Here is a 25,043-nt window from a genome sequence, read left to right as displayed (position 1 = left end):
CCCCCGGCCCGCTCCAGATATTAGACGTCGAATCTAATTGTTGGGCGGGCCGGGGAGGACGCGCATGACCGGGACCGACGAGCGGCACCCCGAGATCACCCCGCGGCGGGTCAGGTTCGACTGGGCGGACACGCCGCTGCACTGGATCCCCGGCGAGCCGGTCGCCACGCACTTCATCAACGTGCTGCACCTGCTCCTCCCCGCCGGGGAGCGCTGGTTCGTGCACGTCTACAAGCAGGCGCTGCCGCTCGTGGAGGACGACGAGCGCCTGTACCGGGAGGTCAAGGGGTTCATGGGCCAGGAGGCCGTGCACGCCTACTCCCACCAGGGCGTCCTCGACCGGCAGATGCGCGAGCGGGGGCTCGACCCGCGCCCGCTGACCCGCCGCATCGAGTGGCTGTTCAAGAACCTGCTCGGCGACCGGCCGCCGGTCCCCGGGCTGTCCCGGCGCCGCTGGCTGACGCTGCGGATCGGGATCATCGCGGGGATCGAGCACTACACCGCCGTGCTCGGCCAGTGGATCCTGGACGCCCGCGCGCTCGACGACGCCGGCGCCGACCCCACGATGCTGGACCTGCTGCGCTGGCACGGCGCCGAGGAGGTCGAGCACCGCTCCGTCGCGTTCGACGTGTACGACCACGTCGCGGGCGGGTACGCGCAGCGGGTGCGCTCGTTCGCCATCGGCCTCGTCGCGATGCCGCTGGCGGTGTACGTCGGCGCCGCGTACCTGTGCCGCGCGGACCCGACCCTGCACGGCGTCCGGCCGCGCGTCCGCGACTACCGGCGGGCCGTGCGCCGCGGCCTGTTCCCGGGCAACCGGTTCATGATCGCCGCGGCCCGCACCTACCTGCGGCGCGACTACCACCCGTCCCGCGAGTGCTCCACCCGGCGGGCCGCCGAGTACCTGGCGGCCTCGCCCGCCGCGCTCGCCGCCGCCGGGCGCCGGGCGTCCTGAGCCGCGGCGGTCCCGGGCGCCGCGACGACGCGCCCGCGACGTCCGGGACCGTCGCTCCGGAACGTTCCGGAGCGCGGCTCAGTAGGTGAACGGCAGGTGCTTGATGCCGTTGATGAAGTTCGAGTAGAGCCGGTCGGGGCGCCCGTTCGCCCGGATCTCGGGGACCCGCGTGAACAGCTCCCGGAACATCACCGTGATCTCCCGGCGGGCCAGGTTCGCGCCCAGGCAGAAGTGCGGCCCGGGACCGCCGAACCCGACGTGCGGGTTCGGCGACCGGGTGATGTCGAAGGCGTCGGGGTTCTCGAACACCTCGGCGTCCCGGTTGGCGGAGTTGTAGAACAGCAGGACCTTCTCGCCGGTCCGGTAGGTGTGGCCGTTCATCACGTGGTCGCGGGTGACCGTGCGGCGCATCTGGATGACGGGCGTCGCCATCCGGACGATCTCCTCGACGGCGCCGGGGATGTGCGCCTCGAAGTCCTCCGCCAGCAGCGCCCGCTGCTCGGGGTTGTCGGTGAGCAGCTTCAGGCCGTGCGACATCGCGTTCCGGGTCGTCTCGTTCCCGGCCACGACGAGCAGGATGAAGAACGACCCGATCTCCTTGTCGGTGAGCCGCTCCCCGTCCACCTCGGCGGTGACGAGCGCGGACATCAGGTCGTCGGCGGGGTACCGGCGGCGGCGCCGGGCGAGCTTCATCGCCAGGTGGTTCAGCTCGAACGCGGCCGTCACCACCCGCACCAGGACGTACAGCGCGCCGATGCGCGTGATCTCGCCCCGGAAGTCGCGGCCCGCGGTGTACTCGGGGTCGCCGATGCCCAGCAGCGTGTTCGTCCGGTCGAAGACCATCGGCCGCACCGGCTCCGGCACGCCCACCATGTCGCAGATGACCGTCAGCGGGAGGCGGGCCGCGACGTCGGTGACGAAGTCGCCGGGCCCGCGCTCCAGGACGTCGTCCACGATCCGGGTCGCCGTCGCCTGGATGTCGGTCTCCAGCTTCTCCAGGACCCGCGGGGTGAACGCGCGCGACACGATCCGCCGGATCTTGGCGTGCCGCGGGTCGTCCATGTTGATGATCGAGCCGAGGTAGCGGGCGATGTACCCCGGCATGTCGGGGATGGTGGTGGAGGTGGGCTCGCTGCTGAACACCTGCGGCGTCCGGCTCGCCTCCACCACGTCCGCGTGCCGGGTGAGCGCCCAGTAGCCCGGGCCCTGCTTGATGAACGGCAGTCCCAGTTCGGGGAAGAACTCGGGGTGCTCCCGTTCCCGCAGCCGGGCGAACGCCGCCAGGCGCTCGCGCTGCGGCCGGGACCAGAACTCCAGGTCCGACAGGTCGGTCGCCGGGTCCCGCGTCATCGTCGCCACTTCGCACCGTCCTTGGGGGGCTCGTCTCCGAATGGAGTTCGGTTTCCATGGAAGCGAGGTCGCCGGGCGACGTCAAGGATCACTTACCCGGCCGGAGCCGTGTCGCGGCGGCGTTTCAGCGCCGGGACGGGTGCGCGGAGTCGGTATTGTCAGGTGGTTTCCGAGGCGGTTCGACGCGAGCGCGAGGTGGACGGTGGGCAAGGTCGACGTACTGATCGAACGGCTCGATCCGGAGCTGCCGCTGCCCTCCTACGCGCACCCGGGGGACGCCGGGGCCGACCTCGTCGCCGCCGAGGACGTCGAACTGCCGCCGGGCGAGCGCGCGGTCGTCCCCACCGGGATCGCGATCGCCCTGCCGGACGGCTACGCCGCTTTCGTTCACCCGAGGTCCGGTTTGGGCGCTAGGTTGGGGGTGACCATAGTCAACGCACCCGGTACCGTCGATGCCGGCTATCGGGGTGAGATCAAGGTGACCCTGCTGAACACCGACCCCCGCGCCACGGTCCGGCTGCGGCGCGGCGACCGCATCGCGCAGATGGTCGTGCAGCGGGTGGAGACGGCGGTGTTCCACGAGGTCGCCGCCCTTCCCGGATCGGCGCGCGGAACCGGCGGGTTCGGCTCCACGGGTGGGTACTCCCACCCCGATGAAGGTTGAGAGAAGGAGTGTGAGTCGTGGCTTTTGGACGTCGCCGACGGGCCGAGGAGGGCCGTGCGGAGCCCGAGGTGACCGAGGAGCCGGCGCAGCAGGACGCCGAGGACGCCGCCGCGGAGGACGCCGCCGCCGAGCCCGAGGCCGTTTCGGGCGGTCCCTGGGACTCCGAGGACTCCTTCCCCGAGATGCAGCGCCTCGACTTCGGGTCCCTGCAGGTGCCGGTCGCGCCCGGCCTCGGGTTCCAGGTCAACTTTGAGGCGACCCGGGTCGACGACCAGGGCAAGCCGCTCGACGGCCGTCCCGTCGCCGTCCTGGTGCAGCACCAGGAGAGCGCGATGCAGCTCCAGGTCTTCGCCGCGCCGAAGCGCAGCGGCATCTGGGACGACGTGCGCGCCGAGACCGCCAAGGACATCGAAGAGCAGGCGAAGGGGCAGACCCAGGAGGGCGACGGCCCGTTCGGCGCCGAGCTCCTCGCGATGGTGCCCGCCGCGCTGACCGAGGAGGTCCTCGCGGAGATGCCGCAGGAGGTCCGCGAGCAGATCCCCGCCGAGTTCGTCGAGCAGGGCTGGGCGCCGCAGATCATCCGCTTCCTCGGTGTGGACGGCCCGCGCTGGTTCCTGCAGGCGGTCGTGCAGGGCGCCGCCATCGAGGACGAGGAGCAGTGGCAGGTGCTCGAGGACGTGCTGCGCGGCGTGGTCGTCGTGCGCGGCGACGCCCCGATGCCGCCCCGCGAACTCCTCGAACTGCAGATCCCGAAGGAGTTCAGCGAGTCCGAGGGGGACGCGCAGGACGAGGAGCCCGCCGAGCAGGAGTTCAAGCCGTTCGAGCGCGGCCCCGAGATCACCGAGGTGCGCTGACCCGTCCCCGCCCGGCCGCCCGACCCGCGGCCGGGCGCCGTGCGGCCGCCCGCCGCGGGGCCGGGTCCCGCCCGGCCGCCCGGTCGGCGCGTCCCGGACGGCCGCGCCCGGACGGCCGCGCCCGGATCACGTCTCGATCAGCTCGAACGGCATCGCGTGCGCCACGCCGACGGCCCGTCCGGCCGGCTCCGCCATGCCGGTGAGGAACGCGGCGGCGTCGAAGTCCGCGCCCAGGTTCGAGAAGTACACCTCGTGCGCGCGCAGCGACGCGATGCCCGTCTCCAGGTGGCCGGTGACGTCCACGTAGTGCCCGGCCTCCGGCGACCCGCCGAACAGCGCGAACCGCACCCCCTGCCACGGCTCCAGGCCCAGGTCCCGGAAGACCCACCGGTTGGCGGCGTCCCGGATCGCGTCGGCGACCGCGAGCCCGAGGACCCGGTGGTCGGCCATGTTGAACCCGCCGCCCGGGAACGACTCCCGGAAGTTGACCGAGACCACCACCTCCGGGCGGTGCCGCCGGATCGCCGCCGCCAGGACGCGCCGCAGCGGCAGCCCGTACTCGAGCACCCCGTCCTGGAGATCGAGGAACTCGACGGTCTCCACGCCGACGATCCGGGCCGCCTCGATCTGCTCGAGCGTCCGGACGCGGGCCACCTCCTCCGGATCCATCCCGTCGATGCCGGCCTCGCCGCGCGTGGCGAGCACCTCCGTCACCGTCTTGCCCTGGGCCGTCCACTTGGCGACGGCCGTCGAGCCCCCGTACTCCAGGTCGTCGGGGTGCGCGACGATCGCGAGGGCCCGCTCCCAGTCCTCAGGTACCGCTTCCATGCCCCCATAATCGCCGAGCGGCGCACCGCGCCGCCGCCTAGGATCGCGCCGTGACCGAAACGGCGATGCATGTCCGGATCGAGCGGTTGCGCGGCGCGATCGCCGCCCGTCCCGCCGAGGTCCGGGACGAACCGGCCGGGGAGCCGCTGTACCAGGCCGTCCGCGGGCTCGCCGCCGGCGCCGTCGCGGACCCCGGCCGGCTCGCCCGGGAACTGGCCGCCCGCCCCGACCCCGTCCTGCGCGCCGAGGCGTTCCGGGTCGTCCGGGAGGCCCTGCACGCCGGCCTGCTGCCGCCCGCCCCTGCGCGCGCGCTCGTCGCGGACCTCGCCGCCGACGTCCCCGCCGCGCTGCGCGAGCTCGCCGAACCCTGGGCCGTCCTGGACCCCCTGCCGCGCGGCCGCGTCCTCCGGCTGCTCGCGTCCGGACCGGACGGCGCCGCGCTCGAGGCCGCGGCCCGGCACGGCCACCGCGACCTCGTGCGGGACGCCGCCGCCGACCCCGGCCGGGCCCCCGCCGTGCGGCGGCGGGCGCTCGAACTGCTCGGCGGCCTCGCCGACCGCGACGACGTGTCCGACCTGCTCGCCCTCGCGTGCACCGACCCGGAGCTGCTCGCCGCCCCCGCCGTCGCCTGCCTGACCGGCCTGCACCGGCGCGGCCGCTTCCCGCGCGACCGCGACGTCCCGTCCGTGGTCCGCCTCGCGCTCGCCGACCGGCGGATCCCCGCCGAGGACGTCGCGATCGTCCTGTACACCGCGCGCCGCGCCGCCCTGCGGGAGCTGACCCGCGCGGACGGCGACGCGGCGCGGCGGCTCGAGATCCTCGTGGCGCTCGACGCCCAGGGCGCCCCCGGCCTGGACGCGGGCGGCGCCGTCACCGCCCTCGCGCGCCGCGCCGCCGACCCCGTCCCGTACCTGCGGGCGATCCGCGACCTGCGGCACGTCCCGGCCGAGGAGACGGTCCTCGCGCTGCTGCCCGGCGCGCCCGCCGCCGCGCTCGACGCCCTCGAGGCCGTCGGCGGCGCCCGCACCGCCGACGCCCTGTGGGCGGGACTCGGCCTCGACGGCGGCGCGGTCGCCCCCCACCTGCGGCCGCACCGCCACCGCGCCCTCGAGATCCTGTGGCACCTCACCGCCGATCCCGCCCGCCGCCGCGCGCTGCTCGACCGGCTCGACCCCCGCGACCTGCCCCGCCGCGTCGCCGACGACCTCGGCGGTCCCGACCCGCGCGAACTCGCCGTCCTCGCCGCGCACCCCGACCCCGGCGACCCCGCCGACGCGCTGTGCCGCCTCGCCCGCAACGGCGACGCGACGTCCCTCCCCGCCATCGCCGACCTCCTCCTGCGCGTCGTCGCCGATCTGGCCGCCGCCCGGGGCGACGGCCCCGAGCCCACCGTCCCGCCCGACGTCGTGGACGCCGTCCGCGGCCTCGGCGCGCGGCTGCACCGGCGCGGCGCGATCCGCCCCCGCCGCCTGCTGGACGCCGCGACCGAACGCGAGGCCGGGCACGGCCTCGTCACCGACCTCGCCCTGGACCTCCTCGACCGTCCGGGCCTCACCGCCGCCGAGCAGGCGATCCTGCTCGACCTTCCGTGCGGCTGCGGGCGCCCCGTCCGGCCCCGGGTGCACCGGCTGCTGCGGCACCGGGACCCGCACGTCCGCAAGAAGGCGATCAGGCTGCTCGCCGGCCGGGACGCCCGCGCGCTCTCGGCGAGCCTGGTCCCGCTGACCCGCGCCGAGGACCCGCAGACCGTCCGGCACGCGCTCCTCGCGCTGGAGGAGGCGAACGCGGCCTGGGCCGCCCCGGCCATCGCGGCCTGCCTCGACCACCCGAACATGAACGTGAAGAAGACGGCCGCGGGGGCGCTGTCGGCCGTGCGCGCGCCCGAAGCCGTCCCCGCCCTCCTCGCCTGGCTGGCCCGCCACGACAACCCCGGGTTCCGCCACGCCCTCGTCGGCGCCCTGCGCGCGACCCTGCGCGGCGCGTTCGCCGCGACCGTCCGGGCGGCGGCCGACGGGACGGACGACGCCCGCGCCCGCACCCGCCTGCTGTCGGTCCTGCGGAGGACGGGCGAGCATCCGGCCGCGTGGCTCGCCGAGCACGGCTGGGCGCCCGAGGTCGCCCGCCGCGCCGTGACGGCCGAGACGCCCCGCGCCGCCGACCAGTCCGCGCTCCGCGCCATGCTGCCGCACTGGCTCGGCCTCGCCGCCTCCGGCGATCCCGGCGCGTCCGTCCTCCGGTTCGTCCTGGCCCTCTGCGGGCCCCCGTGGACGGACGCCGAACTCGCGTGCTTCGCGACGTCCGCGCGCTCCCTCGCCGACGCCGTCCCGCACCTCGACGGGTGCGCCCGGACCCGCCTGCTCGACCTGCTCGCCGCGGTGATCCCCCGCACGGGCCCCGCCGGCCGCCGCGCCCTCGCCGCCCGCCTGCACACCCTGCCCCCGAGCCGCGACGTGTTCGTCCTCCTGCACCGCTGCGGCGACGCCCCGACCGGCGGCGAACTCCGCCGGGCCCTCGCCGCCGCCCGCCACGGCGAGAACCCCGCGGAAGCCGAAACCGCACTCCTGCGCGAAGCGTTCGCCCGCCCGCCCCGCGAGCCGCGGGCGGAGGACCCCGCCGCGTCGGCCCCCGCGGCTTCGGGTGGCCGTGCCGCGCCTTCGGGGGGCCGCGCGGCGACCCCCTCCCGGTCCTGCGAGCCGCCGCGCAACGAGCCCGCCGGGGCGGTCGCGGGGGCTGCGGGCAGCGGGCGTGCGGTGGGGGACGGCCCGGGCCTCGACGCGCCGGCCGGGCTTGTGGCGAGGTTGCGTGATGCCGGTCGCTCCGCCGATGCCGTCCGGCGGCTGCGTGCGACCGCCGGGCAAGCACCGGGCCGGTCGTCGCGGGAGTGGCTGGGCGCGTTGATCGAGGTGTTCCCGGCGGCGGCGCCCGAGGCGCGGGACGAGCTGCTCGACTGGATGCTCGCCCTCCAGCCGCTCGGCGTCCCGGCCTGGACGATCGGCGAGGAGGCCCGGCGGACGCGCGCGGAGCGGACGCCGCACCCGGACGACCTCGACCAGCCGTGGTCGGCGGTCCAGCGCGAACGGCTGCTGCGCATGCTGGAGGACGGGACGGCCGAGCAGCGCGCGACCGCCGCGAGGCTGCTCCTCGACCGTCCCGAGCCCGCTGTGCGGCTTCCCGTCCTGCACGCCTACCTGGACGGACGCCTCGACATCGAGGTCACGCCCCGGCTCGCCGGCACCCTCCTGGACCTCCCGGGAGAGGGGGCATCCGTGCGGCCGTCGCGCCGCTCGGCCGACGCGGCGGCCCTCGAACGGTTCGTGCGGGTCGTGGGGTGTCTGGACGCGGACGGGATCGGCGGGTTCGTCCCGGTGCTCGTCGAGGCGTGGGAGCACGGCGGGGCCGGGGTGCGCGCGGGGGCCCGGGCGGCGTTGCGGCGCGCGCCCGCCGATCTCGTGGCCGGGGCGATCGAGAGCCGGGTCGAGGCGGGAGAGTGGGGGCTGCTCGACCTCGTCGCCGGACGCCCGGTGCTGCGGACGCCCGTGCTCGCGCGGACCGTCGAGCGGCTCCGGGCGGACGGGCGCGGCGACCTCGCGGACCGGCTCGACCTCGTCGACGGGCCGTTCCGGCCGCCGGGCGCGGCGCGGCGGGACGCGGAGGCGCTCGCGGCGCTGCGCGAGCGGCGGGACCCGCCGCCCGAACCGACGCGGGCGGAGCTGCTCGCGCGGGCGCGCGAGGGCGCGGTGCCGGACGTCCGGCGGGCGCTCGCCCGCCTCGTGGAAGGGGCTCGGACGCCCGACCCCGAGCTGGCGGGGCTGCTCGCCGAGCTGCTGGGCCACCGGGAGCGCAGGATCAGGCTGCAGGCGCTCCGGGCGGCGCGGCGGGTCCTGCCCCGGGAGGAGTACCTGGACCGGACGGTCGCGCTGCTGGAGGACCGCGACTCCGACGTGGTCCTGACGGCGATCCGGACGCTGGCCCACGCGGAGTGGGCGCCCGCGGTCCCCGGCCTCATCGCGCTGCTGGACCATCCGCGGCCGGTGGTCGCGCGGGACGCGCGGGACGCGCTCGTCCGGCTGGGCGAGCGGGCGATCCCGGACCTGCGGCACGCCGAGGGCCGCGCCCGCCCCGACCGGCGCCGGTTCTACGCGGAGGTCATCGGCCGCATCCGGGACGGGCGGACGCCCGCCCCTGAGCGATAATGAAAGGGAAAGGGGACTCTATGGATATTTTGGGCGAACTCGTGGTCGCGTTGGCCGGGGTGCTGGTCATCGTGATCGGCAGGCTCACCGCGACGGGGCGGATCGGCCGGAACGCCTTCGCGGGCATCCGCACCAAGCGGACCATGGCCGACGAGGAGTCCTGGAGGATCGCGCACCGGGGCGCCCAGCCGTGGATGATCGCCGGCGGGCTGCTGCTCGCCCTCTCGGGCGTGGTCGCGCTGGCCGTTCCGGACCCGACCGCGTCCGCGGTCACCATCGGGGTCGGCACCGGCCTCGCGCTCGTCCTCACCGTGCTCGGCACCGTCACCGGCCTGCGCGCGCTGAACAACCGCACCCTCTGAACCCCCCGCCCGGGCTCGGACGGACGACCGGTCGGGCGCGGCGCCGGGCGGTTCACGGCGAAGGGACGGAATGCTCGGTTCGGTCCCTGGTGGTTCACTCGACGGCGGGGGTCCGATTCGCCCCGGGATGCCATACGCTTCGTCGTATGGACGAGGTTTCGGCCCGCACACCGGAGGCCGCGCAGGAGCGCGGCCGGGGCGGGCTCAAGCGCTTCCTGCGCCGGATGACGGCGGGCAAGGCGGAACTCGAGGCCGAGGAGTTGCGCAAGGAGCGCGGCGACGAGGGCGCGACGCCGATCACCGACTGCGGCTCGCGCAAGCGGCACTGCGTGGCGGGTACCCTACGTACCGTGACGCTGCGTCCGCGCGGCGGCGCCCCCGCCCTGGAAGCCGAACTGTACGACGGGACCGACGTGATCACGCTGGTCTGGCTCGGCCGCCGCAAGATCGCCGGGATCGACCCCGGTCGCCGGCTCCGCGCCGAGGGGCTGGTCAGCCTCCAGGACGGGCGCAAGACGATGTTCAATCCGCGCTACGAGCTGCGCGGCGGCTCGTGAGGCCGCCGCGGCCGGGAGACACGTGAGCGAAGTGCGAGCGGGCCGGGACGGCGCCGCCGAGACCCCCGAGACCCCGGAGGCGAAGGCGGAGGCGAAGCCGCGCGACGCCCACGACACCGTCGAGGCGGCCGTCCGGGCTCAGCTGAGCAAGGCGCTCGGGGGCGTGCGCGGCATGCTGGAGGCCGCCGCCCCGGTCACCGCGTTCACCCTGACGTACGTGCTGCTGGACGAGGTCAGGACGGCGGTGTTCGCGGGGATCGGCGCGGCCGTGGTGCTGCTCCTCGTCCGGATCGCGCAGCGGTCCAACCCGCAGTTCGTCCTCAACAGCCTCCTCGGCATCGCGATCGCGGCGTTCTTCGCGCTGCGGTCGGGCGACGCCGAGGACGCGTTCCTGCCCGGGATCATGCTGAACGCCGCCTACGCGGTCGGCCTGACGTTCTCGATCCTCGCCCGGTGGCCCGCCGTCGGGTTCATCATCGGCTCGGTCACCGGCGACCCGACCGCCTGGCGGTCCGACCCCGGCATCGTGAAGCTGTGCTCCCGGCTGACGTGGCTGCTGGTGCTGCCGTGCGTGCTGCGCGTCGCCGTCCAGTACCCGATCTACATCGCGGCGGGCGACCAGAGCGGCCTGCTCGGCGCCGCGAAGATCGGCATGGGGTGGCCGCTGCAGGTCGCCTCGCTCGCCGCGATGGCGTGGCTGCTCGCCCGGGGGCGCACGCCGATCGAGCGCCCCCGGACGTAGCGTCAGCGGCCGCCGAGCAGCTCGGCGAGGTCGTCCTCGACGTCCTGGCTGGCGACGAACATCAGCTCGTCGCCCGGTTCGAGGGTGTCGTCGGCGGACGGCACCAGCACCCGGCCCTCGCGCAGGATCGCCACCAGCGCGGTGTCGCGCGGCCAGTCCACCGACCCGACCCGCTGGCCGCCGAGCGGCGCGTCCTCCGGCAGGGTCAGCTCCACCAGGTTCGCCTCGCCCTGCCGGAACGTCATCAGCCGCACCAGGTCGCCGACGCTGACGGCCTCCTCGACGAGCGCCGACAGCAGCCGCGGCGTGGAGACGGCCACGTCCACGCCCCACGACTCGTTGAACAGCCACTCGTTGTTCGGGTGGTTGATGCGCGCCACCACCCGCGGCACCCCGTACTCGGTCTTCGCGAGCAGCGACACCACCAGGTTGACCTTGTCGTCCCCCGACGACGCCACCACCACCTGGCAGCGTTCGAGAGCCGCGTCGTCCAGCGCGGAGATCTCGCAGGCGTCCGCCAGCAGCCACTCGGCGCGCGGCACCATCTCCACCTTGATGGCCTTGGGACTCTTGTCGATCAGGAGCACCTCGTGCCCGTTCTCCAGCAGCTCCTGCGCGATGGAGCGGCCCACCGCGCCCGCCCCCGCGATCGCGACCCGCATCAGGCGTCCTCCCCGTCCCGCGCCGCCACCGCGGCGTTGATCCGCTCCAGGTCGTCCGCGGCCGCCATGACGTGCACGACGTCGCCGTCCTGGACGACCGTGTCGCCCGCGGGCACGAGCGCCTCGCCCATCCGCGACAGGAACGCCACCCGGGTGCGGGCGTGCTCCTCCAGCGCCGCGACCTTCTCGCCGACCCACAGCTCCCCGGCCTCCAGCTCGGCGAGGACGACCCCGCCGCTCGGGTCGCGCCACAGCGGTTCGGCGCCCTCGGGCAGCAGGCGGCGCAGGATCTGGTCGGCGGTCCACCGGACGGTCGCGACGGTGGGGATGCCGAGCCGCTGGTAGACCTCGGCGCGGCGCGGGTCGTAGATGCGGGCGACGACGTTGTCGACACCGAACGTCTCGCGCGCCACCCGCGCGGAGATGATGTTGGAGTTGTCGCCGCTGCTGACGGCCACGAACGCGGACGCCCGCTCGATGCCCGCCTCGGCGATCACATCGCGGTCGAACCCGAACCCGGTGATCCGGCGTCCCCGGAACCCGCTGCGCAGCCGGCGGAACGCCTCCGGGTTCTGGTCGATGATGGCCACCGAGTGGCCCCTCTCCTCCAAGATGTGGGCGAGCGTCGAGCCGACCCGCCCGCACCCCATGATCACGATATGCACGGCCGTTCCTTCTGTTCACCAGGGGACGCGCCCCTGCGCCCCCGCGCGGTGGGCGGCAGTCGCCGCTGCGCCGCCGACGCCGTGCCGCACCCCGAGGATCGCTTCCTCACTGAATGATCCCTGCCGGACGGCAAACCTACACATCCGCCCGGTGGAGTACTAGCCGGGCGGGGCTTCCGGCAGGTCACGGCGTGTTCGCCGCCGGTTCCGCAGTGGGCGGGGGCGCACCGGAACGGGGCCGCCCGCAACGGCTAGAGTCTCGTTGCGTGTCGAAGGCTCCCGACCTGGCGAAGCGGTTGCTGCTGGGCCGCGCCCTGCAGAGCAGGCAGCAGCACGAGCAGCTGCTCCGCAAGCGCATCGCGCTCCCCGTCTTCGCCAGCGACGCCCTGTCGTCGGTGGCGTACGCGCCCCAGGAGATCCTTCTGGCCCTCGGGGCGGGCGGCCTGGTCATGTACGGCTACACCCCGTGGATCGCCGCGGGCGTCATCGTCATCCTGATCACGGTCGTGGCCTCCTACCGGCAGAACGTCCGGGCCTACCAGAGCGGCGGCGGCGACTTCGAGGTCGCCACCGCCAACCTGGGCGGCAACTGGGGCGTCGTCGTCGCCAGCGCCCTCCTGGTCGACTACGTCCTGACGGTCGCGGTGTCGGTGTCGTCCGGCGTGGAGAACCTCGGGGCGCTGCTGGAGTTCATCCGCCCCCACGAGGTCGCCGTCGCGATCGGCATCGTCATCCTGCTGACGATCGGGAACCTGCGCGGCCTGCGCGAGGCGGGCGTCGCGTTCGCCGTCCCCACCTACCTGTTCATGTTCGCCGTGTTCGGGATGCTGCTGTGGGGCTCCATGCGGCTGATCACCGGCACCGAGCTGCGCGCCGAGTCCGCCGGCTACGAACTCGTCGGCTCCGAGGCGGGCGTCACCGGGTTCGCGCTCGTCTTCCTGCTGCTGCGCGCGTTCTCCTCCGGCTGCGCCGCCCTCACCGGCGTCGAGGCGATCAGCAACGGCGTCCCCGCGTTCCGCAAACCGAAGGGCGACAACGCCGCCAGGACGCTGCTCATGCTCGGCCTCATCGGGGCGACGCTGTTCGGCGGCGTGACCGCGTTCGCGTTCGTCACCGACGCCAAGTTCGCCGAAGGCGACCAGGGCGTCCGCATGGTCGACCCGTCCACCGGCGAGACGGTCGAGCACCCCGACCCCGTCATCGCGCAGGTCGCCGACACCGTCTTCAGCAACTTCACGCCCGGGTTCGTGCTGGTCACCACCATGACCGCGCTGATCCTGTTCCTCGCGGCCAACACCGCGTTCAACGGCTTCCCCGTCCTCGGGTCGGTGCTCGCGCAGAACCGGTACCTGCCGCGCCAGCTCCACACCCGCGGCGACCGGCTCGCCTACAGCAACGGCATCATCATCCTGGCGACCATGGCCGGGCTGCTGATCTACGCCTACGACGCGTCCGTCAGCAAGCTGATCCCGCTCTACACCGTCGGCGTGTTCGTCTCGTTCACGGTCAGCCAGATCGGCATGGTCAAGCACTGGAACCGGCTGCTCGCCGCGCAGAAGGACCCGGTGCGGCGCCGCCACATGAAGACGTCCCGCGCCATCAACGCGTTCGGCGCCACCCTCACCGGCATCGTCCTGATCGTCGTGCTGTCCACGAAGTTCACCCTCGGCGCCTACATCGTGTGCATCGCGATGCCGCTGCTGTTCCTGCTGATGAAGGCGATCCGCAAGCACTACGACCGGGTCGCCGAGGAGCTCGTGCCGTCCGGCGAGGACGTCGCGCTGCCCGCCCGCAACCACGCGATCGTCCTCGTGTCCACCATCCACAAGCCGACGCTGCGGGCCCTCGCGTACGCCCGCGCGACGCGCCCGTCCACCCTCGAGGCCGTCACCGTCGCGGTGGACGCCGAGGCGTCGCGCCGCCTGCAGGCCGAGTGGGACGCCCTCGACATCCCCGTCACCCTGAAGATCCTCGACTCGCCGTACCGGGAGATCACCCGGCCCGTGCTGTCGTACGTGAAGGGCGTCCGCCGCAAGAGCCCCCGCGACGTCGTCACCGTCTTCATCCCCGAGTACGTCGTCGGCCACTGGTGGGAGCACCTCCTGCACAACCAGAGCGCGCTGCGGCTCAAGGGCCGGCTGCTGTTCCAGCAGGGCGTGATGGTGACGAGCGTCCCCTGGCAGCTCCGCTCGTCCGACCGGCTCAGGGGACGCGTCGAACCGCCGGGGCCCGGCGCGTCGCGGCGCCCGCCGCGCCCCGCCCCGAAGTCCTCGCCGCGGACCGGACCACCCCCGGGCGGCGGTAGTGTGTCCGACCGTGAGTGAAACGGAGCCCGAGGTCCCCGACGTCCTCGAACTGCAGGTCGGCGACGTCGCCAACGGCGGATTCTGCGTCGCCCGGTACGAGGGCCGCGTCGTCTTCGTCCGGCACGCCCTGCCGGGCGAGCGGGTGCGGGCCCGCGTCACCGAGCGCGCCAAGAACTACCTGCGGGCCGACGCCGTCGACATCATCGAGGCGTCCCCGGACCGGGTCGAGCCGCCGTGCCCGTTCGCGGGCCCCGGCCGCTGCGGCGGCTGCGACTGGCAGCACGCCTCCCTCCCGGCCCAGCGCGCGCTCAAGGCGTCCGTCGTCGAGGAGCAGCTGCGCCGCCTCGCGGGGATCACCCGCACGGTCGTCGTCGAGGAGGTCCCGTACCCGGTGGACGGCGACACCGACGCCGGCCTGGTCCCCCCGCCGGGCCTCGGCTGGCGCACCCGCGTCCAGTTCGCCGTGTCCGGCGGCACCGTCGGGCTGCGCAAGCACCGCTCGCACGACATCGAGCCGATCGACGAGTGCCTGATCGCGCACCCCGGCGTCGAGCTGATGGGCATCGAGCGCAAGCGCTGGCCCGGCGCGTCCGGCGTCGAGGGCGTCGTGTCCGCCGCCACCGGCGACCGCCTCGTCGTCCTGCGGGGCCGCGACCGCCGCAAGATCCGGGTGCCGCGCCTCGACGTGCCCGTCCGGCTCGTCCGCGGCAAGCCCGAGCCCGGCGCGGCCCTCCCGTACGTCCGCGAGTCCGTCTCCGGGCGGCTGTTCCAGGTCAGCGGCAGCGGCTTCTGGCAGGTGCACCCGGGCGCCGCGCAGCTGCTCGCCGACGCCGTCCTGGACGCCCTCGAACCCAAGCCCGGCGACATCGCCCTCGACCTGTACTGCGGCGTCGGCCTGTTCGCCGGCGTCCTCGCCGACCGGATCGGCCGGGACGGCCTCGTCGTCGGCGTCGAGTCCGACGGGCAGGCCGTCCGCGACGCCCGGTTCAACCTGCGCGACCTGCCGAACGTGTCGATCGAGCGCGGCCCCGTCGAGGAGATCATCGCCGAGCTGGAGTTCGGCCGCGCCGACGCCTCGTCCCGCACGCAGAACAAGCGCGGCGGCACCGGCCACCAGGGCGGCTCCCGCGTGCGCCGCGCCGACCTGGTCGTCCTCGACCCGCCCCGCACCGGCGCGGGCCGCGACGTCGTCGAGCACATCACCCGGCTCGCCGGACGCAAGATCGCCTACGTGTCGTGCGACCCCGCGACCCTGGCCCGCGACCTCGCCTACTTCGGCGAACGCGGCTGGACGCTCGACACCCTGCGCGCCTTCGACGCCTTCCCGATGACCCGCCACGTGGAGCTCCTCGCCACCCTCGTCCGAGGCTGACCCGCCCGGAAAACGGGTTGCGGCGGTGCATAGCGTGGGGTCTGTGATCGAACTCAGGAACGTTCCCCAGGACGACGCGGACCGCATGCTCGACCTCGCCGCGACCGTGTTCCACCTGCGGTTCGGCGACCGCGACGCCCTGCGCGCCTGGGTGCTGGGGATGGAGCGCATCGGGGCCTACGACATCACCGGGGCCGAGCCGGACGTCCTCGCCGGGCAGCTGGGCGTCGTGCCGCAGCGGCTCTCGGTGCCGGGCGGGGCGCTGGACTGCGCGGCCGTCACGTTCGTCGGGGTGCTGCCGACGCACCGGCGGCGCGGCGTCCTCAGCTCGATGATCGACCGGATGCACGCGGACGCGGCGGCCGCCGGACGTCCCGTGGCGGCGCTGTGGGCGTCCCAGGGGGCGATCTACGGACGGTACGGGTTCGGGGTCGCGAACCGCAGGATCGGGTTCGAGGTCGACACGTCGCGGCCGCTCGGGCTCCGCACCGTCCCGGACGACCGCCCGCTGCGGCTGCTCGACCGGGAGCGGGCCCCGGAGGTCCTCGGCCCGCTGTACGAGCGGGAGCTGGCGCGGCGGCCGGGCGGGCTGGCGCGCGACGAGCAGTGGTGGCTGCGGCGGACGGTGGCGCCCGTGGACCACGCGTACCCGCGGTTCACCGAGCCGCGCATCGTCGTGCATCCGGACGGGTACGCCGTCTACCGGACGCACGAGCGGACCGTCCGGCTGTACGACATGGCGGCGGGGACGCCGCAGGTCGAGGCGGCGCTCTGGCGGTACCTCGCGTCGATCGACCTCACCCGGACGATCGTCGCGCCGGAGCGGCCGGTGGACGACCTCCTGCTCCACATGGCCGCCGACCCCGACCAGGTCACGGTGACGCGGGACGCGGCGGCGCTGTGGCTCCGGCTGATCGACGTCCCGGCGGCGCTGCGCGCCCGGTCGTGGGCCGCCGAGGACGCGTTCGTCCTGGACGTCGCGGACGAGCGGCTCCCCGGCAACCGCGGCCGGTGGCGGCTCACCACCGGCGCGGCGCCCGACTGCGCGCGGACCGACGCGGCGCCCGACCTGGTGCTGGACGTCGCGGAGCTGGGCGCCGTCTACCTGGGCGGCACGCCGGTGCGGACGCTGGTCCGCGTCGGAACGGTCGCCGAGCGGACGCCCGGCGCGGCGGCGCGCCTCGATGCCGCGCTCGCGGTCCCGTTCGCGCCCTACACCGGCGACAACTTCTGAGCCCGCCGGCCGCACCGCTCACGGCGGCGCTCCCGGACGAGGCGTGTGCGGCGAGCCCCGGCCGCGGGGCTCATCGCCAGAACAGCAGCTTGGCGCTGCCGCCGGTGAGGGTGGCCTCCGCGGCGCCGTGCTGGACGATTTGGAACCGGACGCGGCGTCCGCCCGCGACGGTGTCGGCGGGCAGCGCGTACAGGACGTGGACGTCGGCGCGGGACGCGGTGAGCTCGTGGACGGGCCCGGCATCGAACTTCGCGCTGTCGTCCTCGTGCACCTCGATCGCTCGGGCCCGCAGCAGGGTGCCGGGGGAGACGCCGGCGACGGTCACGGACGCGGTCAGCGCGTAGCGGGCGGGGCCGCGCAGGATGCTCGGCCCGCCGCGGTCCCGGTCCCGGCGGTCGGCGCGGTCGGCGTTCCAGCGCACGGTCGTCCACGCGGCGGGCGGGAGCGGCTGGGCGGCGGCGCCGACCGACACGTAGCCGGGGGCGTCGGGCGACGCCCCGACGAGCCACTGCCCGTAGTCGTCGGCGACCGCGCGGTTGTAGTCGACCGACACGTTGCTGAGCGTGTGCCCGCTGCTGTACTGCCGCAGTTGCGCGCGCCCGTCCCACCGGCCGTCCGACCACGCGTGCGTCTGCCACCCGTAGGCGATCTTGCCGGCGTCGAAGGCGCGGCTGACCGGCCCGTACCCGCCGTACATCCCGGTCCGGCCGCGGCCGAGCACGGACGCGACGCCGTCGAAGTACGCGTCGATCTCGGGCTGCTGGTCGGCGGACGCGTCGAAGTCCACGGCGAAGTAGATCGGGCGGTCGCCGGGCATGCCGCAGTCGGCGGCCCGCGCGGCGGCGTCGCGGGCGTCGGCGGCGCCGGCGTCGCGGCCGTCGAGCGCGCGGGCGGCGCTGGTCTCCCAGACGACGACGAGCCGGATCCCGGCGGCGGACAGCGCCTCGGCCTCGGCCCGGGTCAGGTTCTTGCCGGTCCTGTCGTGCGACACGTAGCGGCAGGCGAAGTCGGCCCCGGCGCTCTTGAGCACGGCGACGCCGGGACGGCCCCAGCCGTAGTCGACGCCGAAGACGGCCATGTGATCCCTCCATGGGTGCGGGAGCACGCGGTCAACGATGGATTCACCGGGTTCAACAGGTCGATTCAACAGGTCGATTCAACAGGGTCCGTCCGTTTCGTCGCAGCCTAATCCGGAGGTTGCTCCCAGGTAAGGGGCGTCCTCCGGCCACGTCGCCGACGGTGGCGACACGCCGACCTGACGCTAGGCGCCGGGACGGTGATCGCTTACAACGGAGCTGATCATGCAGGCTCGCAGGTCAGGGGGAACATCGTGAGCAGAATCAGGGGTGCGGTGGCGGTGCTGGCGGCGGTGCCGCTGGCGGTGGCCGCGCCGGCGCCGGCGGCGGCCGGGCCGAAGCCGCAGAAGAAGCGGAGCGTGGCGCTCGGGACGGACGCGCCCGCGCCGGAGGTCGCGCCCGGCGGCACGTACACGTGGTCGTTCACGGTCACGCCGCGGGGCGGGCGGAAGGCGGCGCGCGCGGTGTTCCGGACGACGCTGCCCGCGTCGCTGGAGTTCGTGTCCGGCAAGGGGTGCGAGGCGGCGAAGCGCAAGGTCGTCTGCGACCTCGGCAAGGTGAAGCCGGGCCGGAAGGCGGCGGGGTCCTTCCGGGCGAAGGTGTCGGCGCGGGCCCTGCCGAAGCGCGAGATCGCGCCGCGCGGCGTCGTGACCTGGGGGAAGGTGCGCGCCGCCCGGGACTTCCCGGCGGTCCGGGTCGCCGGGGCGTCCCGCGCGGAGGCCGCGGTTCTTTAAGCCCGCTTTCGCCGCGCCCTGTTGTGATCGTCCCCGTCGGGTCCGGACGGGCCCGGGACGAACGGAGGGACGAGCATGACGCTCACCAGGCGCATCAAGATCACGTTGGTGGCGGCGGGCGCGGCCGGGGCGGCCGCGTTCGCCGCCGGCGGGATGGCCTTCGCGGGGACGGGCGACGCGCCGCGCACGGAGCTGCGCATCGTCGAGCACGCCGACCCGGCGGGCGCGGTGCCGGCCGGGTACGCGGCCGCGCCCGGGGACGGGGCGTCCGCCGGCGGGAAGGACTGCCCGGACAAGGGCGGCACGTCGCCGGCCGCGGACCCCCGGTGAGCCTCCGCGACACCGCCCGGGCCCCGCGGGGCCCGGGCGGGCCGCCCGGGGCGGGCGGCCCGGAGGCGGCGGCGCTGACGGAACGGCTCCTGTTCGAGACCAAGCGGGTCATCGTCGGGCAGGACCGCATGGTCGAGCGGATGCTCGTCGCGGTCCTGGCGGGCGGCCACTGCCTGCTGGAGGGGGTGCCGGGCGTCGCGAAGACGCTCGCCGCGCAGACCCTCGCGACGGTGGTCGGCGGCTCGTTCGCCCGGCTCCAGTTCACCCCCGACCTCGTGCCGTCCGACATCGTCGGGACGCGCATCTACCGGCCGTCGGAGGAGGCGTTCGACGTCGAGCCGGGCCCGGTGATGGCGAACGTGGTGCTGGCGGACGAGATCAACCGGGCGCCCGCGAAGGTGCAGTCGGCGCTGCTCGAGGTGATGGGCGAGCGGCAGGTCAGCATCGGCGGCCGGACGCTCGCGGTGCCGGACCCGTTCCTGGTCCTGGCGACGCAGAACCCCGTCGAGTCCGAGGGCGTGTACCGGCTCCCGGAGGCGCAGCGCGACCGGTTCCTGCTGAAGATCGACGTCGGCTACCCCTCCGAGGAGGAGGAGTTGGCGATCCTGTACCGGATGAGCGTCGACCCGCCCGCGGCGTCCCGCCTGCTGGACCCGCCGCGGCTCGCGGAGCTGCGGCGCGCGGCCGACCGGGTGTTCGTGCACGACGAGGTCGCCCGGTACGCGGTGCGGCTGATCGGCGCCACCCGGGACCCGGCCCGGTACGGGGCGCCCGAACTGGCGCGGCTGCTCACCTACGGGGCGGGCCCGCGCGGGACCCTCGGCCTCGTCGCCGCCGGGCGGGCGCTCGCGCTGCTGCGCGGCCGCGACTACGTGCTGCCCGCGGACGTCCGCGACCTGTGCGGGGACGTCCTCGCGCACCGGCTCGTCCCGTCGTTCGACGCGCTCGCCGACGAGGTGCCGCCCCGCGCGATCGTCGAGCGGATCGCGGCGGTCGTCCCGCAGCCGCGGCTGGCGCCCCGCGACGGCGACCCCGGCACGGACGGGCTCGGCGGGACCGGCGGGACCGGCGCGCCGGGCCCCGGCGGGGCGGAGGGGGGTCGGGCGGCGTGACGGCTCCCCGACTGCGCGGCCTCGCGCCCGAGCAGGCGCTGCGCCGGCTGGAGATCGTCATCGTGCGGCGGCTCGACGGGCTGCTGCAGGGCGACCACCTCGGCCTGGTGCCGGGCCCCGGCTCCGAGCCGGCGGAGGGGCGCGCGTACGCCCCGGGCGACGACGTCCGCGCGATGGACTGGTCGCTGACGGCCCGGACGGCCGCGCCGCACGTGCGGGACCGCGTCGCCGACCGGGAGCTGGAGACGTGGGCGCTGGTCGACGCGACCGCGAGCATGGACTTCGGCACCGGGCGGGTCGAGAAGCGCGACCTGGCGGTGGCGGCGGTCGCGGCCGTCGGGTTCCTCACCGACCGCGCCGGCAACCGGATCGGCGCGCAGGTCGTCGGGGGCGCGGGGGCGCGGCTCGTCCCGCCCCGGACCGGCCGCCCGCACCTGCTCGCGCTGCTGCGGGTGCTGCTGGACGCGCCCCGCACCCCGCAGGACGCCCCGGACGGCCGGTACCTCGGCGCGGGCGCGGACCTGCTGCGCCGCACGGCCGGGACCCGCCGCGGCCTCGCGGTCGTCGTGTCCGACTTCCTGGAGCCCCCGGAGAGCTGGGAGCGTCCGCTGCGGCTGCTGGCGGTGCACCACCAGGTCCTCGCGGTCGAGGTTGTCGACCCGCGCGAGCTGACGCTGCCGGACGTCGGGGTCCTCACGGTCGTCGACCCGGAGTCGGGGCGGCGGCGGGACGTGCCGACGGCGAGCCGCCGGCTGCGGGAGCGGTACGCGGCGGCGGCCCTGGAGCAGCGCGCCGCGGTCGCGGCGGGGCTGCGGCGGGCGGGCGCCGCGCACCTGCGGCTGCGCACCGACGGCGACTGGGTGCGCGACATCGCCCGGCACGTGCTGGCGCAGCGGCGCCTCGCCGCGGCGGCGCCCGGCCCGGTCCCGGGAGGCGCGTCGTGACGTTCCTGTCGCCCGAGCGGCTGCTCCTGGCGGTCGCGCTCGCCGGGCTCGCCGCCGCGTACGTCGTGATGCAGCTGCGGCGCGGCCGGTACGCGGCCCGGTTCACCAACCTCGCGCTGCTGGAGAAGGTCGCGCCGCTGCGGCCCGGCTGGCGGCGGCACGTCCCGGCGGCGGCGTTCCTGCTGATGATGGGCCTGCTCGTCACCGGGTTCGCGCGCCCGGCGGCGGACGTCCGGGTGCCGCGCGAGCAGGCGACGATCATGCTGGCGGTGGACGTGTCCAGCTCGATGGAGGCGGAGGACGTCGAGCCGGACCGGCTGACGGCGGCGCAGCGCGCCGCCCGCGCGTTCCTCGACGGCCTGCCCGGCCGGTTCAACGTCGGGCTCGTCGCGTTCGCCGGGTCGGCGTCGGTGACGGTGCCGCCGACGACCGACCGGCGCGCCGTCCGGTCCGGCATCGACGGGCTGGCGCTCGGCCCGCGCACCGCGATCGGCGAGGGCGTGTTCGCCTCGCTGCAGGCGGTCTCCGACTTCGGGGCGCAGTTCGGCGAGGAGGCCCCGCCCGCGCACGTGGTCCTGCTGTCCGACGGCACGAACACCGCCGGGCGCACGCCGGAGGAGGCGGCGCGGCGCGCCGTGCAGTCCGGGGTGCCGGTCTCGACGATCGCGTACGGCACCGCCGAGGGCGTCATCTACCAGAACGGGACGCCGCTGCCGGTGCCGGTGGACGGGCCCGCGCTGGAGCGGCTCGCGCAGGAGACCGGCGGCGGGTTCTACGAGGCCGCCAGCGGCGACGAGCTGCGGCAGGTCTACGCGGACATCGGCAGCACGGTCGGGTACCGCGTCGAGCAGCGCGAGATCTGGGCCTGGTTCGTCGGGGCGGGCCTGGTCGCCGCGTGCATCGCGGCGCTGACGTCGCTGCTCTGGTTCTCCCGCATCCCCTGATCCCACGAGGGAGTCGACATGAGACACGGCGACACGAGACACGGCGACACCGGCCCCCGCCACGCCGAGCACGACCCCACCGGCGACCACGACGACGGCCACGGCGCCACGGGCCACGGCGCGACCGGCTACGGCTACGGCGCAACCGGGTACGGCGACGACGGCCACGGCGGCGGGGTGGGCTGGCGGCGTGCGGGGGACGGCCGCATCGGGTTGGGCGAACCGCACGGGCCGGACTTCGCGCCGCCGCAGCCGCCGCCGGCCGTGCGGCCCGCGGCGGCGTGGCCGCAGGCCGTCCCGCCGGTCGCGCCGCCGCCCGGGCGGGCGGGCCGGCCGGGACGGCGCCCGCGCGGGGTGGTCGTGACGGCGATCGCCGCCGCGGCCGTCACCGGCGCGCTGGCGGGGACGGCCGGGGCCGTGCTCGTGCGGGACGGCGGGGCGTCGGTCGTCACGCAGTCGGCGGCCGGGCCGGTGGACGGCGCGGGCGACCTCAGCGGGGTCGCGGCGCGCGTCCTGCCGAGCGTCGTCCAGATCGAGGCCGCGTCGGGCGGCGGGAGGAGCGGCGGGTCGGGCTTCGTGATCGACGGGGCCGGGCACGTCCTGACGAACGCGCACGTCGTGGGCGGGAGCGACGACGTCACCGTGGTGCTCCCGGACCGGCGGCGGCTGGACGCGCGCGTCGTCGGCTCCGACACCGCGAACGACCTCGCCGTGCTGGCCGTCCCGGCGTCCGAGGCGCCGCCCCCGCTGACGTTCGGCCGGTCCGCCGACGCGCGGGTCGGGGACCCGGTGCTGGCGATCGGGTCGCCGCTCGGGCTGGCCGGGACGGTCACCGCCGGGGTCGTCAGCGCGCCGCGCCGCGAGGTGCGGCTCGGCCCCCGCGAACGGCAGATCGCGTTGCAGACCGACGCGTCCATCAACCCGGGCAACTCGGGCGGGCCGCTGGTGAACGCGCGCGGCGAGGTCATCGGGGTGAACACCGCCATCGCGACGGTGCGCGGCGGCGGGTCGATCGGCATCGGGTTCGCGATCCCGGCGGACCGGGCGGTGGACGGCGTCCGCCGCATCGTCGGCTGAACCGGGGCGAACGAGGAAGCGGGGGAGGATAGCGTCACGCCATGCGAGTGCTCGTGGTGGAGGACGAGGAGGACCTCGTCGAGGCGCTCCGGTACGGCCTGGTCCGTGCGGACTACGCGGTGGACGTGGCGTACGACGTGGACGAGGCGTCGCAGAAGCTGTACGCGGCGTCCTACGACCTGATGATCCTGGACCTGAACCTGCCGGACGGCGACGGGTTCGACCTGTGCCGGGCCGTCCGGGCCGGGGAGCTGGACGGCGAGAGCGGCCCCGACCTGCGGATCCTCATGCTGACCGCGCGGGACCGGCTCGCCGACCGGGTCCGCGGCCTGGACGAGGGCGCGGACGACTACCTGGTCAAGCCGTTCGCGTTCCCGGAGCTGCTGGCGCGGGTGCGGGCGCTGCTGCGGCGCGACAGCGGCGGCGGGTCGGCGGTGTGGACGGTCGGCGAGCTGCGGCTCGACACCGGCCGCCGCGAGGCGTCCCGCGCCGGGCGGCGGCTGAACCTCTCCCCGAAGGAGTTCGCGGTGCTGCGGTACCTGATGAGCCGCCCCGGCCAGGTCGTGTCGCCCGAGGACCTCCTCGAGCACGTGTGGGACGAGAACGCCGACCCGTTCACCAACACCGTGCGGGTGACGGTCGGGACGCTGCGCCGCAAGCTCGCCGGGGACGGCGAGGACCCGCTGATCGAGACGGTCGTCCGGCACGGCTACCGCCTCCGCGACGCCACGCGAGGGGAGGCGTGATGCCCGCGTTCCGGATGCGGCGCCCGCCGCTGCCCGGGTTCGCCCAGTCGATCCGGTTCCGGCTGACCGTGCTGTACTCGACGCTGCTGTTCGCCGTGACCGCGCTCGTCCTCGGCGGGACCTACCTCGCGGTCGTCCGCAGCACCGAGGCGCAGCCGATCACCGAGACCTACCAGGCGCAGAAGTACGTCGGCGGCGTGCGGCTCGGCGACGTGGAGGTCGTCAAGGTGCAGCAGGTGGAGGAGGCCGTCAACTACGAGACGCGCCGCACCCTGCGCAACTACTCGCTCGGGACGCTCGGCGGGCTGCTGGTCGCCAGCCTCGGCATCGGCTGGGTGCTGGCGGGCCGGGCGCTGAAACCGGTCCGCGCCATCGCCCGCGCCGCCGAGGAGATCCAGGCCACCGACCTGTCCCGCCGCATCCGGCTGTCCGGGCCGCGCGACGAGCTGCGCGAGCTCGCCGACACCGTCGACTCGATGCTCGACCGCCTCGACAGCGCGTTCCAGTCGCAGCGGCGGCTGATCGACGACGCGTCGCACGAGCTGCGCAGCCCGCTCGCGATCATCCGCGCGAACCTCGACACCGTGCTCAGCGCGCCGGACGCCGACGAGCCCGACCGGCGCCGCGCCGTGGACGTCGTCGACCGCGCGACCACCCGCATGACGCGGCTCGTGGAGGACCTGCTGGCCACGGCCCGCCGCTCGGCGCCCGCGCTGGAGGACACCGACGTCGACCTCGCGGTCGTGGCGCGGGAGGCCGCCGAGGAGTTCGGCTCGCTCGCGTCCGTCCGGCGGCTGGCCCTGGAGCACCGGATCCGGGACGGCCTCGTGCTGATCGGCGACCACGACGCGCTGCGCCGCGCCGTCGGGAACCTGCTGTCGAACGCGGTGCGGCTGGCGCCCGAGGGGTCGGTGATCACGGTCGGGGCCGGGGCGTCCGGCGGCTGGCTGTGGGCGGCGGTCGCCGACACCGGCCCCGGGCTGGCGCCGCACGAGCAGGACCGCGTCTTCGACCGGTTCTACCGGGGCGCGCAGGACCGCCGGACGCGCGACCACGACCGCCGGACGGGCGACCGCCGCACGGGCCTGGGGCTCGCGATCGTCCGGCAGATCGTGGAGACGCACCACGGGCACGTCCGGCTGTTCTCCGCGGAGGGCGAGGGGAGCACGTTCGTCCTGTGGTTCCCGAGCGAGGGGAGCGGCCCGCGGAGCGCGGCACCGCCCGAGAGGAACCCCCTCGACTCCCCGCTCGGCTCCGGGCCCGACTCCCCGTCCGGTTCGCCGCCCTCCGGCTGACCCGCGGTGCGAGCACCGCCGCCCGGGTACGAGGATGGAGT

General features: G+C 75.5%; 23 protein-coding genes. 18 read left to right on the top strand and 5 right to left on the bottom strand.

The genetic code is table 11. The annotated features are described in order from the left end of the window. The first annotated feature begins 64 nt into the window (after nucleotides 1-64). A complete protein-coding gene (locus tag H505_RS0102240; protein ID WP_034516162.1) occupies nucleotides 65-955 on the top strand; it encodes a metal-dependent hydrolase in 891 nt (296 codons plus the stop codon). A 78-nt stretch (nucleotides 956-1,033) separates the two neighbouring features. On the opposite strand, the gene H505_RS0102235 is transcribed toward H505_RS0102240, so the two are convergent. Next, complete coding sequence (locus tag H505_RS0102235; protein ID WP_026400662.1) at nucleotides 1,034-2,305, bottom strand: cytochrome P450; 1,272 nt, start codon at nucleotides 2,303-2,305, stop codon at nucleotides 1,034-1,036. 202 nt (nucleotides 2,306-2,507) lie between these two features. Between H505_RS0102235 and dut the strand changes: the two genes are divergently transcribed. After that, entirely contained in the window at nucleotides 2,508-2,969 is a 462-nt protein-coding gene (dut, locus tag H505_RS39395) for a dUTP diphosphatase (RefSeq protein WP_034516383.1), read from the top strand. Nucleotides 2,970-2,986: 17 nt separating this feature from the next. Continuing rightward, entirely contained in the window at nucleotides 2,987-3,823 is an 837-nt protein-coding gene (locus H505_RS0102225) for a DUF3710 domain-containing protein (protein WP_026400661.1), read from the top strand. 126 nt (nucleotides 3,824-3,949) lie between these two features. On the opposite strand, the gene H505_RS0102220 is transcribed toward H505_RS0102225, so the two are convergent. Continuing rightward, the gene (locus tag H505_RS0102220) at nucleotides 3,950-4,651 is read right to left on the bottom strand and encodes a PIG-L deacetylase family protein (protein WP_026400660.1); all 702 of its coding nucleotides are present in this window, start codon (nucleotides 4,649-4,651) and stop codon (nucleotides 3,950-3,952) included. Nucleotides 4,652-4,701: 50 nt separating this feature from the next. Here H505_RS0102220 and H505_RS39390 point away from each other — a divergent pair, with 50 nt between their 5' ends. From H505_RS39390 to H505_RS39380, 4 genes are all read left to right on the top strand, one after another. After that, nucleotides 4,702-8,844 (top strand): HEAT repeat domain-containing protein, encoded by a 4,143-nt coding sequence (locus tag H505_RS39390; RefSeq protein WP_051300045.1) that lies wholly within the window; start codon nucleotides 4,702-4,704, stop codon nucleotides 8,842-8,844. A gap of 20 nt (nucleotides 8,845-8,864) precedes the next feature. Beyond that, complete coding sequence (locus H505_RS39385; protein ID WP_169528786.1) at nucleotides 8,865-9,206, top strand: SdpI family protein; 342 nt, start codon at nucleotides 8,865-8,867, stop codon at nucleotides 9,204-9,206. A 146-nt stretch (nucleotides 9,207-9,352) separates the two neighbouring features. Next, nucleotides 9,353-9,763 carry an OB-fold nucleic acid binding domain-containing protein gene (locus H505_RS0102205; RefSeq protein ID WP_026400659.1) on the top strand — a complete coding sequence of 137 codons (411 nt, stop codon included), beginning with the start codon at nucleotides 9,353-9,355 and terminating at the stop codon, nucleotides 9,761-9,763. A 22-nt stretch (nucleotides 9,764-9,785) separates the two neighbouring features. Continuing rightward, nucleotides 9,786-10,505 carry a DUF3159 domain-containing protein gene (locus H505_RS39380; RefSeq protein WP_051300042.1) on the top strand — a complete coding sequence of 240 codons (720 nt, stop codon included), beginning with the start codon at nucleotides 9,786-9,788 and terminating at the stop codon, nucleotides 10,503-10,505. A 2-nt stretch (nucleotides 10,506-10,507) separates the two neighbouring features. Here the strand turns inward: H505_RS39380 and H505_RS0102195 are convergent, their stop codons facing one another. Further along, nucleotides 10,508-11,167 (bottom strand): potassium channel family protein, encoded by a 660-nt coding sequence (locus H505_RS0102195; protein WP_026400658.1) that lies wholly within the window; start codon nucleotides 11,165-11,167, stop codon nucleotides 10,508-10,510. Further along, nucleotides 11,167-11,832, bottom strand: coding sequence for a potassium channel family protein (locus H505_RS0102190; protein WP_026400657.1), 666 nt, complete (start codon nucleotides 11,830-11,832; stop codon nucleotides 11,167-11,169). The genes H505_RS0102195 and H505_RS0102190 overlap by 1 nt, the downstream gene beginning before the upstream one ends. Nucleotides 11,833-12,098: 266 nt before the next feature. On the opposite strand from H505_RS0102190, the gene H505_RS0102185 reads away from it, so the two are divergent. The 3 genes from H505_RS0102185 to H505_RS0102175 are packed head-to-tail and all read left to right on the top strand — an operon-like array spanning nucleotide 12,099 to nucleotide 16,744. Continuing rightward, the gene (locus H505_RS0102185; RefSeq protein ID WP_026400656.1) at nucleotides 12,099-14,156 is read left to right on the top strand and encodes an APC family permease; all 2,058 of its coding nucleotides are present in this window, start codon (nucleotides 12,099-12,101) and stop codon (nucleotides 14,154-14,156) included. Continuing rightward, complete coding sequence (locus H505_RS0102180; protein ID WP_026400655.1) at nucleotides 14,149-15,510, top strand: class I SAM-dependent RNA methyltransferase; 1,362 nt, start codon at nucleotides 14,149-14,151, stop codon at nucleotides 15,508-15,510. The genes H505_RS0102185 and H505_RS0102180 overlap by 8 nt, the downstream gene beginning before the upstream one ends. Nucleotides 15,511-15,553: 43 nt before the next feature. Next, a complete protein-coding gene (locus tag H505_RS0102175) occupies nucleotides 15,554-16,744 on the top strand; it encodes a GNAT family N-acetyltransferase (RefSeq protein ID WP_211238374.1) in 1,191 nt (396 codons plus the stop codon). Between the two features lie 70 nt (nucleotides 16,745-16,814). Here H505_RS0102175 and H505_RS47215 read toward each other — a convergent pair whose 3' ends face one another. Beyond that, nucleotides 16,815-17,822, bottom strand: a complete 1,008-nt coding sequence (locus H505_RS47215; protein ID WP_051300041.1) for a glycoside hydrolase domain-containing protein — start codon at nucleotides 17,820-17,822, stop codon at nucleotides 16,815-16,817. A gap of 252 nt (nucleotides 17,823-18,074) precedes the next feature. On the opposite strand from H505_RS47215, the gene H505_RS0102165 reads away from it, so the two are divergent. The 8 genes from H505_RS0102165 (at nucleotide 18,075) to H505_RS39370 (ending at nucleotide 25,002) form a co-directional block, all read left to right on the top strand. Further along, nucleotides 18,075-18,554 (top strand): DUF11 domain-containing protein, encoded by a 480-nt coding sequence (locus tag H505_RS0102165; RefSeq protein ID WP_169528785.1) that lies wholly within the window; start codon nucleotides 18,075-18,077, stop codon nucleotides 18,552-18,554. Nucleotides 18,555-18,629: 75 nt separating this feature from the next. Then, entirely contained in the window at nucleotides 18,630-18,884 is a 255-nt protein-coding gene (locus H505_RS0102160; protein WP_026400652.1) for a hypothetical protein, read from the top strand. Beyond that, entirely contained in the window at nucleotides 18,881-19,996 is a 1,116-nt protein-coding gene (locus tag H505_RS0102155; RefSeq protein WP_026400651.1) for an AAA family ATPase, read from the top strand. Before H505_RS0102160 ends, H505_RS0102155 begins: the two co-directional genes overlap by 4 nt. Then, on the top strand, nucleotides 19,993-20,940 hold the full coding sequence (locus H505_RS0102150) for a DUF58 domain-containing protein (protein WP_026400650.1): 948 nt from the start codon (nucleotides 19,993-19,995) through the stop codon (nucleotides 20,938-20,940). The genes H505_RS0102155 and H505_RS0102150 overlap by 4 nt, the downstream gene beginning before the upstream one ends. Continuing rightward, the gene (locus H505_RS0102145; RefSeq protein ID WP_026400649.1) at nucleotides 20,937-21,884 is read left to right on the top strand and encodes a VWA domain-containing protein; all 948 of its coding nucleotides are present in this window, start codon (nucleotides 20,937-20,939) and stop codon (nucleotides 21,882-21,884) included. The genes H505_RS0102150 and H505_RS0102145 overlap by 4 nt, the downstream gene beginning before the upstream one ends. Nucleotides 21,885-21,902: 18 nt before the next feature. Beyond that, nucleotides 21,903-22,961 (top strand): S1C family serine protease, encoded by a 1,059-nt coding sequence (locus H505_RS0102140; RefSeq protein WP_084549730.1) that lies wholly within the window; start codon nucleotides 21,903-21,905, stop codon nucleotides 22,959-22,961. Nucleotides 22,962-23,002: 41 nt separating this feature from the next. Then, nucleotides 23,003-23,707, top strand: a complete 705-nt coding sequence (locus H505_RS0102135; RefSeq protein ID WP_026400647.1) for a response regulator transcription factor — start codon at nucleotides 23,003-23,005, stop codon at nucleotides 23,705-23,707. Continuing rightward, entirely contained in the window at nucleotides 23,707-25,002 is a 1,296-nt protein-coding gene (locus tag H505_RS39370; protein WP_211238373.1) for a sensor histidine kinase, read from the top strand. The genes H505_RS0102135 and H505_RS39370 overlap by 1 nt, the downstream gene beginning before the upstream one ends. Nucleotides 25,003-25,043 lie beyond the last annotated feature (41 nt).

The sequence above is a fragment of the Actinomadura rifamycini DSM 43936 genome (assembly GCF_000425065.1).
GTDB lineage: Bacteria > Actinomycetota > Actinomycetes > Streptosporangiales > Streptosporangiaceae > Spirillospora > Spirillospora rifamycini.
This window is presented reverse-complemented; position numbering and strand designations above follow the sequence as displayed.